The 15329-nt window shown below is 67.5% G+C and carries 19 protein-coding genes; 7 read left to right on the top strand and 12 right to left on the bottom strand.

Annotated elements, in window-relative coordinates:
• Window positions 1-145: 145 nt before the first annotated feature.
• Both ACZK33_RS07960 and grxD read right to left on the bottom strand, forming a co-directional pair.
• Window positions 146-922, bottom strand: a complete 777-nt coding sequence (locus tag ACZK33_RS07960; protein ID WP_423174061.1) for an SDR family NAD(P)-dependent oxidoreductase — start codon at window positions 920-922, stop codon at window positions 146-148.
• Complete coding sequence (gene grxD, locus ACZK33_RS07955) at window positions 919-1239, bottom strand: Grx4 family monothiol glutaredoxin (RefSeq protein ID WP_005408852.1); 321 nt, start codon at window positions 1237-1239, stop codon at window positions 919-921. The genes ACZK33_RS07960 and grxD overlap by 4 nt, the downstream gene beginning before the upstream one ends.
• A 120-nt stretch (window positions 1240-1359) precedes the next feature.
• Between grxD and ACZK33_RS07950 the strand changes: the two genes are divergently transcribed.
• Window positions 1360-1938, top strand: coding sequence for a superoxide dismutase (locus tag ACZK33_RS07950; RefSeq protein ID WP_032128886.1), 579 nt, complete (start codon window positions 1360-1362; stop codon window positions 1936-1938).
• A gap of 114 nt (window positions 1939-2052) precedes the next feature.
• Here ACZK33_RS07950 and ACZK33_RS07945 read toward each other — a convergent pair whose 3' ends face one another.
• The 3 genes from ACZK33_RS07945 to purE all read right to left on the bottom strand — a co-directional run bounded on the left by ACZK33_RS07945 (window position 2053) and on the right by purE (window position 4155).
• Window positions 2053-2394, bottom strand: coding sequence for a carboxymuconolactone decarboxylase family protein (locus tag ACZK33_RS07945; protein WP_004152082.1), 342 nt, complete (start codon window positions 2392-2394; stop codon window positions 2053-2055).
• A gap of 112 nt (window positions 2395-2506) precedes the next feature.
• Window positions 2507-3655 (bottom strand): 5-(carboxyamino)imidazole ribonucleotide synthase, encoded by a 1149-nt coding sequence (locus tag ACZK33_RS07940; protein ID WP_032128885.1) that lies wholly within the window; start codon window positions 3653-3655, stop codon window positions 2507-2509.
• A complete protein-coding gene (gene purE, locus ACZK33_RS07935) occupies window positions 3652-4155 on the bottom strand; it encodes a 5-(carboxyamino)imidazole ribonucleotide mutase (RefSeq protein WP_005412808.1) in 504 nt (167 codons plus the stop codon). Before purE ends, ACZK33_RS07940 begins: the two co-directional genes overlap by 4 nt.
• Before the next feature lie 58 nt (window positions 4156-4213).
• On the opposite strand from purE, the gene ACZK33_RS07930 reads away from it, so the two are divergent.
• From ACZK33_RS07930 to ACZK33_RS07915, 4 genes are all read left to right on the top strand, one after another.
• Window positions 4214-4483: a Trm112 family protein gene (locus tag ACZK33_RS07930; RefSeq protein WP_005408847.1), complete on the top strand. Its 270-nt coding sequence runs from the start codon at window positions 4214-4216 to the stop codon at window positions 4481-4483.
• A complete protein-coding gene (gene nadC, locus ACZK33_RS07925; RefSeq protein WP_423174060.1) occupies window positions 4480-5331 on the top strand; it encodes a carboxylating nicotinate-nucleotide diphosphorylase in 852 nt (283 codons plus the stop codon). The genes ACZK33_RS07930 and nadC overlap by 4 nt, the downstream gene beginning before the upstream one ends.
• Window positions 5332-5406: 75 nt before the next feature.
• Window positions 5407-6408 carry a DUF2272 domain-containing protein gene (locus ACZK33_RS07920; RefSeq protein WP_032128881.1) on the top strand — a complete coding sequence of 334 codons (1002 nt, stop codon included), beginning with the start codon at window positions 5407-5409 and terminating at the stop codon, window positions 6406-6408.
• A 67-nt stretch (window positions 6409-6475) separates the two neighbouring features.
• Window positions 6476-6826: a DUF3301 domain-containing protein gene (locus ACZK33_RS07915; RefSeq protein WP_049423257.1), complete on the top strand. Its 351-nt coding sequence runs from the start codon at window positions 6476-6478 to the stop codon at window positions 6824-6826.
• An 85-nt stretch (window positions 6827-6911) separates the two neighbouring features.
• Here the strand turns inward: ACZK33_RS07915 and ACZK33_RS07910 are convergent, their stop codons facing one another.
• From ACZK33_RS07910 to ACZK33_RS07880, 7 genes are all read right to left on the bottom strand, one after another.
• Entirely contained in the window at window positions 6912-7364 is a 453-nt protein-coding gene (locus ACZK33_RS07910) for a ClpXP protease specificity-enhancing factor (RefSeq protein ID WP_019659028.1), read from the bottom strand.
• A gap of 84 nt (window positions 7365-7448) precedes the next feature.
• On the bottom strand, window positions 7449-8084 hold the full coding sequence (locus ACZK33_RS07905) for a glutathione S-transferase N-terminal domain-containing protein (protein WP_005408842.1): 636 nt from the start codon (window positions 8082-8084) through the stop codon (window positions 7449-7451).
• 134 nt (window positions 8085-8218) lie between these two features.
• Window positions 8219-8968, bottom strand: coding sequence for a cytochrome c1 (locus ACZK33_RS07900; RefSeq protein WP_032128878.1), 750 nt, complete (start codon window positions 8966-8968; stop codon window positions 8219-8221).
• Complete coding sequence (locus tag ACZK33_RS07895; RefSeq protein WP_019337153.1) at window positions 8961-10220, bottom strand: cytochrome b; 1260 nt, start codon at window positions 10218-10220, stop codon at window positions 8961-8963. Before ACZK33_RS07895 ends, ACZK33_RS07900 begins: the two co-directional genes overlap by 8 nt.
• Complete coding sequence (gene petA, locus ACZK33_RS07890) at window positions 10220-10840, bottom strand: ubiquinol-cytochrome c reductase iron-sulfur subunit (protein ID WP_049423262.1); 621 nt, start codon at window positions 10838-10840, stop codon at window positions 10220-10222. The genes ACZK33_RS07895 and petA overlap by 1 nt, the downstream gene beginning before the upstream one ends.
• 200 nt (window positions 10841-11040) lie before the next feature.
• Window positions 11041-11961 carry a lytic transglycosylase domain-containing protein gene (locus ACZK33_RS07885; RefSeq protein ID WP_423174059.1) on the bottom strand — a complete coding sequence of 307 codons (921 nt, stop codon included), beginning with the start codon at window positions 11959-11961 and terminating at the stop codon, window positions 11041-11043.
• Between the two features lie 46 nt (window positions 11962-12007).
• A complete protein-coding gene (locus ACZK33_RS07880) occupies window positions 12008-12976 on the bottom strand; it encodes a helix-turn-helix transcriptional regulator (RefSeq protein ID WP_071228398.1) in 969 nt (322 codons plus the stop codon).
• A gap of 80 nt (window positions 12977-13056) precedes the next feature.
• On the opposite strand from ACZK33_RS07880, the gene ACZK33_RS07875 reads away from it, so the two are divergent.
• Both ACZK33_RS07875 and miaB read left to right on the top strand, forming a co-directional pair.
• Window positions 13057-13677, top strand: a complete 621-nt coding sequence (locus ACZK33_RS07875; protein ID WP_012510589.1) for a glutathione S-transferase family protein — start codon at window positions 13057-13059, stop codon at window positions 13675-13677.
• A 201-nt stretch (window positions 13678-13878) separates the two neighbouring features.
• Window positions 13879-15297, top strand: a complete 1419-nt coding sequence (gene miaB, locus ACZK33_RS07870) for a tRNA (N6-isopentenyl adenosine(37)-C2)-methylthiotransferase MiaB (RefSeq protein WP_049399909.1) — start codon at window positions 13879-13881, stop codon at window positions 15295-15297.
• Window positions 15298-15329: the final 32 nt, after the last annotated feature.

The following is a 15329-nucleotide window of genomic DNA, read 5'->3' as shown; positions in this document are numbered from 1 at the left end:
GGGTTCCCTACCGCTTGGCTGAAGGAAGCCACAACGGTTAACACTAGATTAACACGCTACGCCATCAATGTGACGGTTGTGCGACAAACGGCACCCGATCGCAACGCAATCGTGACGGGTTCTTCACTCCGCCTTTCCCCGGCACTCACTCGGCCGGGGACGCCCCGCTGGCATCGAGAATCCGGCCGCGCCAGGTGGCGCCAGCACCGGACAACAGGGTCACGGCCGCAGCGGCGGCGGCCTCCGGGCCTTGGGCGGCCGGGTCCTGGTCTACGGAATAGGCCCGGGCGCGCAGCGCCGTGCGCAGCGGGCCGGGGTATAGGCCACTGACGCGTACCGGGCTGCGGCCGAGTTCGTCGTGCAGGCTGGCGATCAGGCCACGCAGGCCATGCTGGGCCACACCGTAACCGCCCCAGTAAGCCTGCCCGACCCGGTCGGGGGCATCGACCGCAAACACCAGCGCCGCATCTTCGCGCTGCCGCAGCAGTGGCAGGCAGGCCTGGGCCAGCCAGGCCGGCGCGGTCAAGGTAACGTGCACCGCGCGGGCGAAACTGGCTGGGTCGGCCAGCTCAAACGGGGTCAGGCCCGGGAAGTGGGCGGCACAGAACAGCAGGCCGTCCAGCCGCCCCAGTTCGCGCTGCAGGGCCAGGGCCAGCTCGGCATAGTCGTCGGGGCCTGCACCTTCCAGGTCCAACGGGTACAGCAGGGGTTCCGGGCCGACAGCCTGGACCTGGGCGTAGACACGGTCCAGGCGGCGCGGCTTGCGGCCCAGCAAGACCACGGTGGCACCGGCCGCTGCGGCCGCAACGGCCGCCGCACTGCCCAAGCCACCACCGGCGCCTGCAACCAGCACCACGCGATCCTGCAACGGGCGGCCATCGAGCGCCCCGTCGGTCGGTGACGTCGATGGCCAGGCACTCATCCCTGGGTCGCCTCTTCGACGATGCGCTTGAGCTCGCCGGCTTCGAACAGCTCCAGGACGATGTCGCAGCCGCCGATCAACTCACCGTTGATGAACAGCTGCGGGAACGTCGGCAGGTTGGAAAAGCGCGGCAGGTTGGCGCGGATCTCGGGTTCTTCCAGCACGTTGACGGTGCGCAGGGTGACAGCGCCGGCCGCCATCAACGCCTGTACGGCGCGGCTTGAGAAGCCGCACATCGGGTATTGCGGGGTGCCCTTCATGAACAGCACGAGCGGGTAACGATCGACCTCGGCCTGGATTTGCTGCATTACCGCCACAACCACACTCCTTGCTTCGTCGGACAAACCGACCGTGATGGTCGGCTAGACTGCCCACGGTAGCCGCCATTGTAAGCGGATGGAACCGGCTGCCGCCGCCCCCTGGCCACGAACCTGTCCATGCCTGTCGAATTGCCTGCCCTGCCCTACCTCTCCGGCTCCCTGCAGCCGCACCTGTCCGCACAGACCGTGGAACTGCATCACGGCCGCCACCATCGCGCCTACGTGGATGCCGTCAACGCCGGCATCCTCGGCACCGAGTGGGAGGAAGCGTCACTGGAAGAGATCGTCCGCCACGCCCAGGGCACGCTGTTCGATGCCGCCGCACAGGCCTGGAACCATGGCTTCTACTGGCAGTGCCTGCGCCCGCGCGGCGGCGGTGAGCCGCAGGGGCGGCTGGGCGAGCTGGTCAAGCGCCAGTTCGGCGACGTGCAGCGCCTGCGCGAGGAATTCAACCGCACCGCACTGGGCCTGTTCGGCTCGGGCTGGGTGTGGCTGGTGCAGCATCCGGGCGGGCAGCTGGGCCTGCAGGCCACCCGCAACGCCGGCACGCCATTGACCGGCGAAAGCACCCCGCTCCTGTGCTGCGACGTATGGGAGCACGCTTACTACACCGACTACCAGAATGATCGCGCGCGCTATCTGGACGCGTTCTGGCAGATGGTCAACTGGGAATTCGCCGAAAGCCAGCTGCGCTGAGGCAGCGGCTCCGCCACGGGGTAGTGCCGGCCGCTGGCCGGCATCCCCATACGCGCACGACCATACCCGATCCGCCCGCCAGCGGCCGGCACTACCGGGAAACAGTACGGAGCTTCACGCGCTCTCGTGCGCGGCCACCGCGTCCATGACCCGCGCCGAGTACACCAGCGCCGCGCCGGCATTGAGCGACACTGCCACACCCAGCGCCTCGGCGATTTCCTCGCGGCTGGCGCCGTGCTTCAGCGCTGCATCCACATGCACGGTGATGCAGCCGTCGCAGCGGGTGGTCACTGCCACGGCCAGCGCGATCAGCTCGCGGGTCTTGGCATCCAGGTGGTTGGTCTGCGCGCCGGCATTGGCCAGGGTGGCATAGCCCTTGACCGTATCCGGCGAGAGCTTGCCGATCTCGCCGATGCGGCCCTTCAGTTCCTTGCGGTAGGCATTCCAGTCGAGCATGGTCGTGACTCCTGTGAAAGGAGCTCCACGCTACCACCGGGAATGTTGCGCCGATGCCTGCACCGGCGCGCCACATCGTTGCATTGCCGGCCAGCGGCCGGCGCTACCGGGTTCAGCGGTTGCGCAGCGCGTGTACCGCCGGCGCCACCTGGGCCTGGCGACCCAGCTCCAGACCCACCTGGTCCAGTGCATCGGCCAGTGCATCAGCAGCATCATCGCGCAGCGTGGCATGACCAACCTTGCGGCCCTCACGCGGCTCCTTGCCGTAGTCGTGCCAGTGGCCGCTGGCCTGGGCCAGCACCGGCGCGGGGTCCGGCATCGCGCCCAGCCAGTTCAGCATGCAGGCATGGCCGAGCATGCGGGTGCTGCCCAGCGGCAGGCCCAGCACAGCGCGCAGGTGATTCTCGAACTGCGAGGTCTCGCTGCCTTCGATGGTCCAGTGGCCGGAGTTGTGCACGCGCGGCGCCATCTCGTTGGCCAACAGCTCGCCATCGCGGCAGAACAGCTCCAGCGCGAACACGCCGACATACTGCAGGTGCTCGGCGACGCGACGGGCATAGCCGATCGCGGCCTCGTGCTCGGCGGCCGACAACACGGCCGGCGCCACGCTGGCCGACAGCACGCCGTCGACGTGCCAGTTGCCGGTGACCGGCCAGGCCTCGAAGCTGCCATCGCGGCCACGCACGGCAACCACGCTGACCTCCCGCTGGAAGGCCACGAAGCCCTCCAGGATCAGACCAGTACGCTCGACCTGCGCACCCAGCGCATCCCATGCGGCATCGATGTCGGCCTCGCTGCGCAGGCGGAACTGACCCTTACCGTCGTAACCGAGGCGGCGGGTCTTGAGGATGCACGGCAGACCGAACTCGGCAGCCTTCGCGGCCAACTCGTCACGGCTGCGGATGTCAGCGAAGGCCGGCAGCGGAATGCCCAGCTGCTGGAACAGGGTCTTCTCGCTCAACCGGTCCTGGGCCACGGCCAGTGCGGCCGGCGGCGGGTAGACCGGCACGCGGTCGGCCAGGAACTGCGCGCTGTCGGCCGGCACGTTCTCGAAATCGAAGGTGACCACGTCGACCTTGGCCGCGAAATCCGCCAGCGCCTGGCGGTCATCGAAGGCACCGACGGTGAGCGGCGCCAGCGGGCCGCTGCAGGCGTCGGCTGCGGGGTCGTACAGTTCGAAGCGCAATCCCAGCGGCGCACCGGCCAGTACCATCATGCGGGCGAGCTGGCCGCCACCCAGGATGCCTACGGTCAGGCTCATTGGCGCGGATCGTCGTGGGCCATCACGTCTTCGGTCTGGCGTGCGCGGAACGCGTCAAGCGCCTGGCCGATCGCCGGCTGGTCACTGGCCAGCATTGCGGCGGCGAACAGCGCGGCGTTGGAGGCGCCGGCATTGCCGATGGCGAAGGTGGCGACCGGGATGCCGGCTGGCATCTGCACGATCGACAGCAGCGAATCCATGCCGTTGAGGGCCTTGGACTGCACCGGCACGCCCAGCACCGGCACGGCGGTCTTGGCGGCGATCATGCCCGGCAGGTGCGCGGCCCCGCCGGCACCGGCGATGATCGCGCGCAGGCCACGCGGGCCCGCCTGCTCGGCGTAACTGAACAACACATCCGGCGTCCGATGCGCGGACACTACCTTCACTTCGAACGGAACACCCAGAGCTTCAAGCTTCTGGGCGGCGTGCTGCATGGTTTCCCAGTCGGAACGGGAACCCATGACGATGCCGACAAGCGGCGCGATCGGGTTGGGGGTCATTGGCCGTCACCTGCCTTAAAGACGTATTCTAGCCATCTTCCACGCAAGACGAAGAACCATGGATCGCAAGCTGCTCGACCTGCTGGTGTCACCGGACACCCGCCAGCCCCTGTCCCTGCTGGATGGCAAGGGCCTGGAAGCCCTCAACAAGGCCATTTCCGCCGGCGCGGTGAACAAGGCCGATGGCAACCCGCTGGCGCAGCCGCTGCGCGAAGCGCTGGTCACCCGCGACCGCAAGCAGGTGTTCCGCGTTGACGACGGCATCCCGGTGCTGCTGGCCGAGGAAGCCATCCCGACCGCCCAGATCGCCGACTTCCCGGCCGCATGAGCGCGCTGCCGACGCCGGATGCGGCCGTTGTCGCCGCCGATGTCGCGCGTGCGCTGGCCGAGGACCTGGGCAGCGGCGACGTCACCGCCGCCCTGCTGCCCGACCAGGCCGACAGCGCCTACCTGCTGTGCAAGCAGGACGGGGTGATCGCCGGCCGCCCCTGGTTCGACGCCACCCACCGCGCACTCGATCCGGACGTGCGCATCGAATGGCATGTCTCCGAGAGCGACACGGTCACCGCCGGCACCGTACTGGCGCTGCTGCACGGGCGCAGCCGCAGCCTGGTGAGCGCCGAGCGCACTTCGCTGAACTTCCTGCAGACGCTGTCCGGCACCGCCACGACCACCGCGCGCTACGTGGCGGCCGTGGCCGGCACCGGCACGCGCATCCTCGACACCCGCAAGACCCTGCCCGGCCTGCGCCTGGCGCAGAAGTACGCGGTGCGCTGCGGCGGTGGAGAGAACCATCGTTTCGGCCTGTACGACACGGTGATGCTGAAGGAAAACCACATCCGCGCTGCCGGTTCACTGGCCGCAGCCGTGGCTGCCGCACGCCGGCAATGGCCTGGGTTGCCGCTGGTGGTCGAGGTCGAGGATCTTGCGCAGCTGCGCCAGGCGCTGGAGGCTGGTTGCGAACGCATCCTGCTGGATGACTTCAGCCCCGACCTGCGCCGCGAGGCGGTGCGCATCACGGCGGGCCGCATCCCGCTGGAAGTCTCCGGCAGCGTCGGCCTGGGTGGCCTGCGTTCGATCGCCGAGGACGGCGTCGACTGCATCTCCATTGGCGGCCTGACCAAGCACGTGCAGGCGATTGATCTGTCGCTGAAGCTGGGCCCGCCGCCGGGCTGAGGCCTGACCCGGTTCTCACACCCGGCGTTCACGACAGCGCTGCGACGCTGCGGTCATCCCCCACAGGAGCCGCGCATGCGCCGGATGCTCTTGCCTGCCTGCCTGCTGCTGGCCGCAGCCCCCTTGTCCGCAGCGGCCGCCGAAGCCTGCGATGTGCCGCCCCGCTTCGGCCTGAGCCCGTTGGCGGTGGCCATCCGCAATACCGCCTGCAACGAGCACCGGCTGTGGTTCCGGCCCTTCATTGATCGCGATGGCCGCGCAGCCAGCCTCAGTGTCACCGAGGCCGAAAGCGATCACCTGGCCGACAACGGCCTGATCGCCTGGCAGCGCGTGGCCGGCTACTGGCGCAACAGCGGCACGCTCAACGCAATGGGCAGCATCGCCGGCGCCAGCAGCTGCCTGGCACCGCTGGGCACGCGCTACACCGACAGCGACTGCCGCGCCTTCCTGGTCGACAACCCGTGGTCGGCCGCGTTCATTTCCTGGGTGATGGTGCAGTCCGGCGTTCCCGGCTTCAACACCTCGCCACGCCACATCGACTACATCCGTGCCGCGTACCAGGGCGGCCCCTCGGGCGTGCCGTACCGGTTGGTCGATCCCGCGACCGCAAAGCCCGCACCGGGCGACCTGCTGTGCTTCCTGCGCGACCGCAGCACCACGCTCAGCTACAGCGGGCTGGTGCAGGCACTGGGCAATGGCTCGGTGGGCCACTGGAAATCACATTGCGAAGTGGTGGTAGCGGCCAATCTTGGCGGAGACCAGACCCTGTACCTGGTCGGCGGCAACGTGATGAACACCGTGGCGATGCGGCTGCTGCCGCTGGACCGCACCGGGCTGATCAAGCTGCCGCCCGCGCGCGAACGCAACAGCACCGGCATCGACCCCAGCTGCACGCCGGGCCGCGAGGACGAATGCAGCTTCAACCGGCAGGACTGGGCAGCGCTGCTGCAGTTGACCGCCACATCACCGCTGGTGATGCCCTCTCCCACTGCGACGCCGATGCAGCCCGCCCCGACACCGCAACCGGTCATCGTGCCCGCGCAACCGGTATCCAGCGAACCGCAGCCGCGGCGGTGAATCCAGCGCTTGATCCAGCGCACGTTCGCCGCCATCTTTGCGGAATCGACCTCTGACGGCTGACGCCATGCCCACCCTGCTGCTGTTGCTGATTGCCGGCGGAATCATCTACTTCTTCTGGAACGCTGCGCGTTCGGCCGCCGAGCGCGCGGTCGAGCTGGGACGCAATGCCTGCCGCGCAGCCGACGTGCAATGGCTGGACCAGGCGGTGCATGCCACCGGCCTGCGCCTGTCGCGCGGCGAGGATGGCCGGCTCGGTTTCGAGCGCACGTTCAAGTTCGAGTATTCCTACGATGGCATCGATCGCCACGTGGGCCGCATGGTGCTGCGCGGCGACCAGTTGATCTCGTTCACTGGCCCGGGCGCGGCGCGGATCAGCCAGATCCGGCCGGATGCGGAGGATGCCGAGGATGTCTAAGGGCTTTGAGTGCCGACCAACGGTCGGCACCCACCGGTAAATCCTGTAAAGGAAAACGCCGCCCATCGGGGCGGCGTCAGAGGGATTACTTGACCACGCGCAGGTTCGGGCGACCCTTGGGCGGCGGACTGGCCGGCGGGGTATCGTCCGGCGGCGTGCCTTCCTCATGCAGCAGTTCGTCGCTGGTCGGCGCAGTTTCGCTGCCCGGAATGTCATCCGGCAGTGCCATGCCCTGCCCGGTCTCGCGGGCGTAGACGGCCAGCACGGCGCTGATCGGCACCTGCACCGGGTAGCTGGTGCCGGAGAAGCGCGCCGAGAAGCTCACCATCTCGTTGTCGATCATCAGCCGCACGACAGCGCGTTCGGCGATGTTGAGCACAACCCGGCCATCCTTGACCGCCGAAGGCGGGACCTGCACGCCGGGGACGCCGGCGTCGACCAGGATGTGCGGGGTCAGCTGGTTGTCGTTGATCCATTCCACCAGCGCCCGCAGCAGGTACGGGCGGTGGCTGGTCATGTGGAAGAAGTCTTCGGTCATGCGTGAAGTGTACGCGCCCGGCGCCCCGCCGGGGCGGATCGCCTGCACGCCGGTCGGCGTGCAGACGGGTAAAGCAAGACGGGATCAGACCGGCAGATCGCGCAGCTTCTTTTCCTGGTCGGTCAGGCTGCGGACAAAACCCGGATGGCGGAAGATGCGGTTGCCGTAGTCTTCAATCGCCTTGCCGTCCTTCGGCAGCGGCACATCCAGCGACTGCAGGCGCCAGATGATCGGCGCCATCGCGCAGTCAGCCAGGCTCATTTCCGGGTTGAGGAAGAACTTGCTGGCCTTGAACAGTGGCAACGAGGCCGTCAGCAGTTCTTTCAGGCGCTTGCGACCGGCCTCGGCCTGGGTCTTGTTGCCCAGCTGGATGGCCTGCACCTGCGGCACCCAGTCGTGCTCGATGCGCAGCATGGCCAACCGGATGCGGGCACGCGACAGCGGATCGACCGGCATCAGCGGCGGATGCGGATAGCGCTCATCGAGGTATTCGCTGACCACCGACGCGGCGTAAAGCACCAGTTCGCGTTCGACCAGGGTCGGCACCGAGTGGTACGGATTGAGGTCGATCAGGTCTTCAGGCGGGTTCTGTGGATCGACCGGAACGAAGTCGAAGGTCACACCCTTGGCCGCCAGGACCAGGCGTACACGGTGGCACAGTACATCGTCGTTCGAGGAAAACAGCGTCAGTGTATTGCGCATGCGTACGCTCGCCGCCATCAAAGGCTCTCCCACGACAGGAGACCGCCTGCCGCATCGGCGCCGCCGGCACCGTGCCAGCGATCGACTCCTCCCCGAGTGTGCAACCGACCATCACAAAAGCCAATAGGCCCGTGTGATGGTCGGCGGCAGATTCAGTGAACGTCCTTCCAGTATTCCTTCTTCAGCAGGTACAGCAGGAAGGTCAGCAGGGCCAGGAACAGGATCACCCACACGCCCAGCTGCTGGCGCTTGAGCGCGGCCGGTTCGCCGGCGTATTCGAGGAAGTTGGTGATGTCACGCACGGCCTGGTCGTACTGTCCGGCATCGACGTTGCCTGGCGTTTCCAGGCGCAGGCCGGTCACCGGCGGGTCCATGCCCGGCGCCTCCGGCTTGCCATGCACGGCATGCTGCAGGCCCTGCATTTCCCACAGCGGGTTGGGCATGGACGCGTTGGCGAACAGCGCGTTGTTCCAGCCCAGCGGCCGGCTGCTGTCCAGGTAGAACGACTTGAGGTAGGTGTAGACCCAGTCACTGCCGCGCACGCGCGCGATCAGGCTGAGGTCCGGCGGCATCTTGCCGAACCACTTCTCGGCGTTCTCCTTGGGCATCGCCACCGGAATCGGGTCACCGATCGCCGAGCCGGTGAAGTTGAGGTTGTTCATCACCTCTTCCTCGGTCAGGCCCAGGTCCTGCGCCATCCGCGAATAGCGCAGGTACTTCAGCGCATGGCAGCCGGAGCAGTAGTTCATGTACAGCTGCGCGCCGCGCTGCAGCGAGGCGCGGTCACCGAGATCGTTGCCGGCCTGCAGCAGCTTGGTGCCGCCCTCGGCGGCGGAGGCCAGGAAACTGCCCAGCATCAGGGCGGCCGTCAGGGCCAGCCGGACCATCCAGCGTTCAGTCATGGGTGGTCACCCTCTCCGGTACCGGCTTGGTCCTGTCCAACCTTGTCCATAGCGGCATGGTGATGAAGAACGCGAAGTACAGGAAGGTCAGCACCCGCCCGATGTAGGTCTCGTGCACGTCGGTGCCCGGGCCGGACCCAATCACACCCAGCCAGACGAAGCACACCGCCAGCACGCCCAGCATCACCTTCGAGATCCAGCCGCGATAGCGCACCGACTTCACCCTGGCCTTGTCCAGCCACGGCACCAGGAACAGGATCGCGATGGCCGAGAACATCACCAGCACGCCGCCCAGCTTGTTCGGCACCACGCGCAACATCGCGTAGTACGGGGTGTAGTACCAGACCGGCTTGATGTGCTCCGGCGTCACCAGGCGATTGGCCTCGGTGAAATTGTCGTGCTCCAGGAACAGGCCGCCGAAACCGGGCGCGAAGAAGATGATGAAGGCGGCGATGATCAGCAGGAATCCAGCGCCGACGCCATCCTTGAGCGTGTAGTACGGGTGGAATGGAATGCCGTCGGCCGGGGCATTCGGCGACCAGCGGTTGCCCTTCGGCCCCTTCTTGATCTCCACGCCGTCCGGGTTGTTGGACCCCACTTCGTGCAGCGCGCCCAGGTGCAGCACCACCAGCAACAGCAGCACCAGCGGCAAGGCGATGACGTGCAGCGCGAAGAAGCGGTTGAGCGTGGCGTCACTGGGCAGATAGTCGCCCATGATCCATTCGGTCAGGCCGTTGCCGATCACCGGTATCGCGCCGAACAGCGAGATGATCACCTTGGCGCCCCAGAACGACATCTGGCCCCACGGCAGCACGTAGCCCATGAAGGCTTCGGCCATCAGCACCAGGTAGATCAGCATGCCCAGGATCCACACCAGCTCGCGCGGCTTCTGGTAGCTGCCGTACAGCAGGCCGCGGAACATGTGCAGGTAGACCACGATGAAGAACAGCGAGGCTCCGGTGGAGTGCATGTAGCGGATCAGCCAGCCCCACTCCACATCACGCATGATGTATTCAATGGAGCCGAACGCCTCGGCGGCGTTGGTCTTGTAGTGCATCGTCAGGAAGATGCCGGTGACGATCTGGTTGACCAGCACCAGCAGCGCCAGCGAGCCGAAGTAGTACCAGATGTTGAAGTTCTTCGGCGCGTAGTACTCGCTGACGTGCTTGCGGTACACCGGCATCAGGCCAGGTGCCCGGGCATTGACCCAGTCGGCCACGCCGCTGGCGGTACGGCTGAGGATATTGGCCATCAGGCAGCCCCCTGCGGATCGACACCGATGATGATGGTGTTGTCGTCCTGGTAGTGGTGCGCGGGCACCTTCAGGTTGATCGGCGCCGGCACGTCCTTGAAGACGCGGCCGGACATGTCGAAACGCGACTTGTGGCACGGGCAGAAGTAACCGCCCTTCCACTGCGGATCGTAGGGCTCGGGCCGGATCTCGGCGACCATTTCCGGCGAGCAGCCCAGGTGCGTGCACAGCCCGACCAGCACGGAGATCTCCGGCTTGATCGAGCGCAGCTCGGGGTTCTGCTTCAGCACGTACTCCGGCTGCTGGTCCTTCTCGCCGGACTCGGGGTCCTTGAGACGGCCGTCCAGCCCGTGCAGCGCATCGAGGATCGCCTTGGACCGTTTGACGATCCAGATCGGCTGGCCACGCCATTCCACGATCAGGCGTTGGCCTTCCTGCAGGGCGCTGATGTCGGCCACCACCGGTGCGCCGGCAAGCTTGGCGCGGGCACTGGGATTCCAGGATTTGATGAAAGGAACTGCGGTGAATCCGACGCCGACGGCGCCCACCACGGCTGTGGTGGCAGAAAGAAAACGCCGACGTCCGGTGTTGACTGGATCGTGTACCCCATCGTTGGCCATCCGGCACTCCGATATTGATTAGGTAGCTTTAAGGCTGCCAGCGGATCCGGTGGGGGCCAGAGCCGCATTGAATCACGGTCGAGTGTAGCGGAACCGTCGCGCGCCACACAACGCATTGCAACAACATTGATTGCGGGGTTGCCGGCCAGCGGCCGGTCGGTACCGGCCATTGCCCAGGGGTTGCCGGCCAGCGGCCGGCACTACTGGTGCGTCAATGCGGTGCGGTAACGCTCGGCCAGCTGCCCGACCCGGCGCACGTAGTACTGGGTTTCGCTGTAGGGCGGCACGCCACCGTGGCGGTCGACCGCGCCTTCGCCGGCGTTGTAGCCCGCCGCCGCCAGAGTCAGATCGCCATTGAAGCGCTTCAGCAGCCATGCAAGATACTGCACGCCGCCACGGATGTTCTGCCCGGCATCGTAGGAATCACTGACCCCGAAGCGCGCGGCGGTTGGCGGCATCAGCTGCATCAGTCCCTGCGCACCCGCGCGGCTGAGCGCGGTTGGGTTGTAGGCCGACTCGGCATGGATGATCGCGCGCACCACGGCCTCTTCCACGCCGAACTCGCGCGCGGCCGAGCTGATCTCGCCCTGGAAAGCCGTGGTGTTCAGGCGCACCGTGCCGAAGTCCACGCGCGGATTGACGCCGCAGGCGTAGCAACGCTCCATGAAACTGTAGCGGATGGTCCGTACCGGACCGAGGTTGGCCACCTGGGTCGGGCGCGCACTGGTGTAGTGGCGCACGCCGTCCTTCATGAAAGAATAGACCTGACCGCTGACCATGCGACCGGCGCGCGACGCGACCGGCTGCGCGGGTACGGATGCGGGTACGGACGCGGGCGCGAGCGTTGCCGGCGCTGCGGCACCGGCGGCAACGGCCACCGGATTGCGTTCGATGCTGGCCACCGTGGTCGGCGCCGGCCTGGGCGCGGCCACTACCGGGCGCGGCGCCGGACGGGTGTCACGGCTGTAGCTGATGGTGCTGCAGCGCGCACCGTCCACCCGCTTGCTCACATAACTGGTGACGCCGTCAGGGCCCTGGCACTTGTACAGGGTTCCGGCGCTGGCCGGCGCAGCGGCCAGCGCAGCGATGATGATCGCCGTTGTCCCCAGTATCCCCTTCATGGCGGCGAGTGTCCCAGCTTCGCCGGAACTTGCCAAGCGATGCGGCTCAGGCTGTGACCGGCGGCACAGCCAGCAGCTGGCCCAACCCTGCCAGGCGTTGGGCCAGTTCGTCACGCAGGCCGGGCGGCGTGGTCCACAGCGCCACCGGCAGCCGGTCCAGGCTCAGGATCTGCGCCAGCATCATGCCGCGGCTTTCGGCCCCCATCCGCAGCAGGCAATGGTCCGCGCCATCGGTTTCCAGCACGCCGCACCAGGGCGGGATGCGTCCTTCCAGCTCCGCGTAGCTGCCGGCCAGGCGGAGGATCGCCTGTAGCGCGAACGGGGCCTGGCTGACCGCCTGCCGCACCATCACGTCCGGTGGCGCCGGGGTGCGCCGGTGCATGCCCGGCTCGGCACATTCCCGCACCGTTCCCATCCGGTCCACGCGCAGGGTACGCCAGTCCTGGCGGCCCAGATCCCAGGCCAGCAGGTACCAGCGCCGGCCGTAGTTGACCAGGTGCTGGGCCTCGACCTCGCGCTGGGTGACCGCATCCTGCGCGCTGCGGTACTCGAAAGCCAAGCGCGAAGCCTGCCGGCAATGCTGGGCCAGCCGTCCGAGCAGGCGCGCATCGGTGGCCGGCAGCTCGGACAGGGTGGCGGTAGCGGCGTGCACCTCGCCGGCCTGCTGGCGGCGACGGGTCGGCACCAGCGGGTCGAGCTTGGACAGCAGGCCCCGCGCCGTGTCGTCGATGCCGGCGACGGTCGCCGAAGCGGCGCGCAGGGCGATGGCCAGGGTGGTCGCCTCCTCCTCGTCAAGCAGCATCGGCAGCACCGGTGCGCCGGCGCCGAGCTGGTAGCCACCGCCGACCCCGGCCGAGGCCTGCACGGGGTAACCCAGCTCACGCAGCCGCTCGATGTCACGGCGGATGCTGCGCCGGTCCACGCCCATGCGCTCGGCCAACTCGGCCCCGGACCACTGGCGACGGGCCTGCAGCAGGGCGATCAGGCGCAACAGTCGATGGGCGGTATGGCGCATGAAGAATCGAGGACAGAAGTCGTCCGCAATAGTGCCCCAGGATGAGCTCCAGTTCACCACCCACCGCAAGGAGCAATGCCATGACATCCCGCCAGATCACCCTGTACCACGCCGCCCGTTCACGCTCGAGCGGCGCCGTGGCCCTGCTCGAAGCGCTGGGTGCCGACTACCGCATGCAGGTGCTGGACCTGAAGGCCGGCGCCAACCTGGCCCCGGCCTACCTGGCCATCAACCCGATGGGCAAGGTGCCGGCCATCGTCCACAACGGCGCACTGGTGACCGAACAGGTGGCGATCTACCTGTACCTGGCCGACCTGTACCCGGAAGCCGGGCTGGCCCCGCCGATCGGCGACGCCCTGCGCGGCCCCTACCTGCGCTGGATGGCCTTCTACGGCGCCTGTTTCGAGCCGGCGATGATCGACAAGGCAATGCACCGCGAGCCGCCGCCGCGCCTGATGTCGCCCTACAACGACGCGGAGACGGTGCTGCAGGTGATCGAAGCCCAGCTGGCACAGGGGCCGTACCTGCTCGGCGAGACGATGAGCGCCGCCGACGTGCTGTGGGGCAATGCGCTGGCCTGGACCACCGCCTTCGGCCTGGTGCAGCCGGCGCCGGCCACGGCTGATTACATTGCACGGATGAGTGCGATGACCGCTTTCGACCGTTCGCGGCAGATCGATGCGGAGCTGGCAGCGGCCTGAGGCGTGCCGACGGGCACGGCCGGGCGCTACCGGGGGGCGGCCCCGGAATTCCAGTAGATCCACGCCATGCGTGGATGACCCGCCCGCCGTGCCTGCGGGACGGAAAGCAGCCAGGCATGGCCTGGCTCTACTGGGCCGGCGCGCGCGCTGGGATGCGGGTAGAATTGCCCGCTTTCCCGCCACCCGAATGGATTAAGCGCCATGACCGGGACGCCAGACGTCTTTCCGCCCGCCACGCCGGGCGGTACCCCGCTCGTTGCCCTGCCCGCCGGTCCGCGCAAGCCCGACCAGGTGAAAGGCAAGCTGTACATCAAGACCCACGGTTGCCAGATGAACGAGTACGACTCGGCCAAGATGGCCGACGTGCTTGCCGCCAGCGATGGGCTGGAACTGACCGACAGCCCGGACGACGCCGACGTCATCCTGGTCAATACCTGCTCCATCCGCGAGAAAGCGCAGGAGAAGGTATTCAGCCAGCTGGGCGTATGGAAGGGCCTGAAGAACAAGGGCCGCGAGGTCATCATCGGCGTGGGCGGCTGCGTTGCCTCGCAGGAAGGCGAGGCAATCATCAAGCGCGCGCCGTTCGTCGACCTGGTGTTCGGCCCGCAGACCCTGCACCGCCTGCCGGAACTGATCCGTGCACGGCGCGAGCAGAAGCGCCCGCAGGTGGACATCAGCTTCCCCGAGATCGAGAAGTTCGACCGCCTGCCGGAACCGCGCGCCGAAGGCGCTTCGGCCTTCGTCTCGATCATGGAAGGCTGTTCCAAGTACTGCTCGTTCTGCGTGGTGCCCTACACCCGCGGTACCGAAGTCAGCCGCCCGTTCGAGGACGTGGTGGTGGAGGTGGCGCAGCTGGCTGCACAGGGCGTGCGTGAGATCAACCTGCTCGGCCAGAACGTCAACGCCTACCGTGGGCCCTATGGGGACGGCGAGTTTGCCGACCTCGGCCTGCTGATCCGCACCATCGCCGAGATCGACGGCGTCGGCCGCATCCGCTTCACCACCTCGCACCCGCTGGAGTTCAGCGATTCGCTGATCGATGCGTTCCGCGACGTGCCGCAGCTGGCCAACTTCCTGCACCTGCCGGTGCAGGCCGGCAGCGACCGCGTACTGTCGGCGATGAAGCGCGGCTACACCGCACTGGAATTCAAGTCGAAGATCCGCAAGCTGCGCGCGGTGCGCCCGGACATCTCGATCAGCTCGGACTTCATCGTCGGCTTCCCCGGCGAGACCGATGCCGATTTCGAGAAGACCATGAAGCTGATCGAGGACATCGGCTTCGACCACAGCTTCTCCTTCATCTATTCGCGTCGCCCGGGTACGCCGGCTGCGGACCTGGAGGACACGATCAGCGATGCCGAGAAGCACGCGCGCCTGTCGCGCCTGCAGGAGCGCATCAATGCGCACGCTGCCGGCATTTCCGAAAAGATGGTCGGTACCGTGCAGACCGTGCTGGTGGAAGGCCCTTCGCGCAAGAACCCGAACGAGCTGACCGGCAAGACCGAGAACATGCGTTCGGTGAACTTCCCGGCGCCGGCACGATTGATCGGCCAGTTCGTGGACGTGGTGATCACCGAAGCGCTGACCAATTCGCTGCGCGCGCGCGTGGTGGCGGAATAAGGTTAGGGTGTGCCGACCAACGGTCGGCACCC

It is taken from the genome of Stenotrophomonas sp. 86156_Sma (assembly GCF_056481625.1).
The sequence above is the reverse complement of the archived record's forward strand: the minus strand, read 5'-3'. Positions and strand labels throughout refer to the sequence as shown.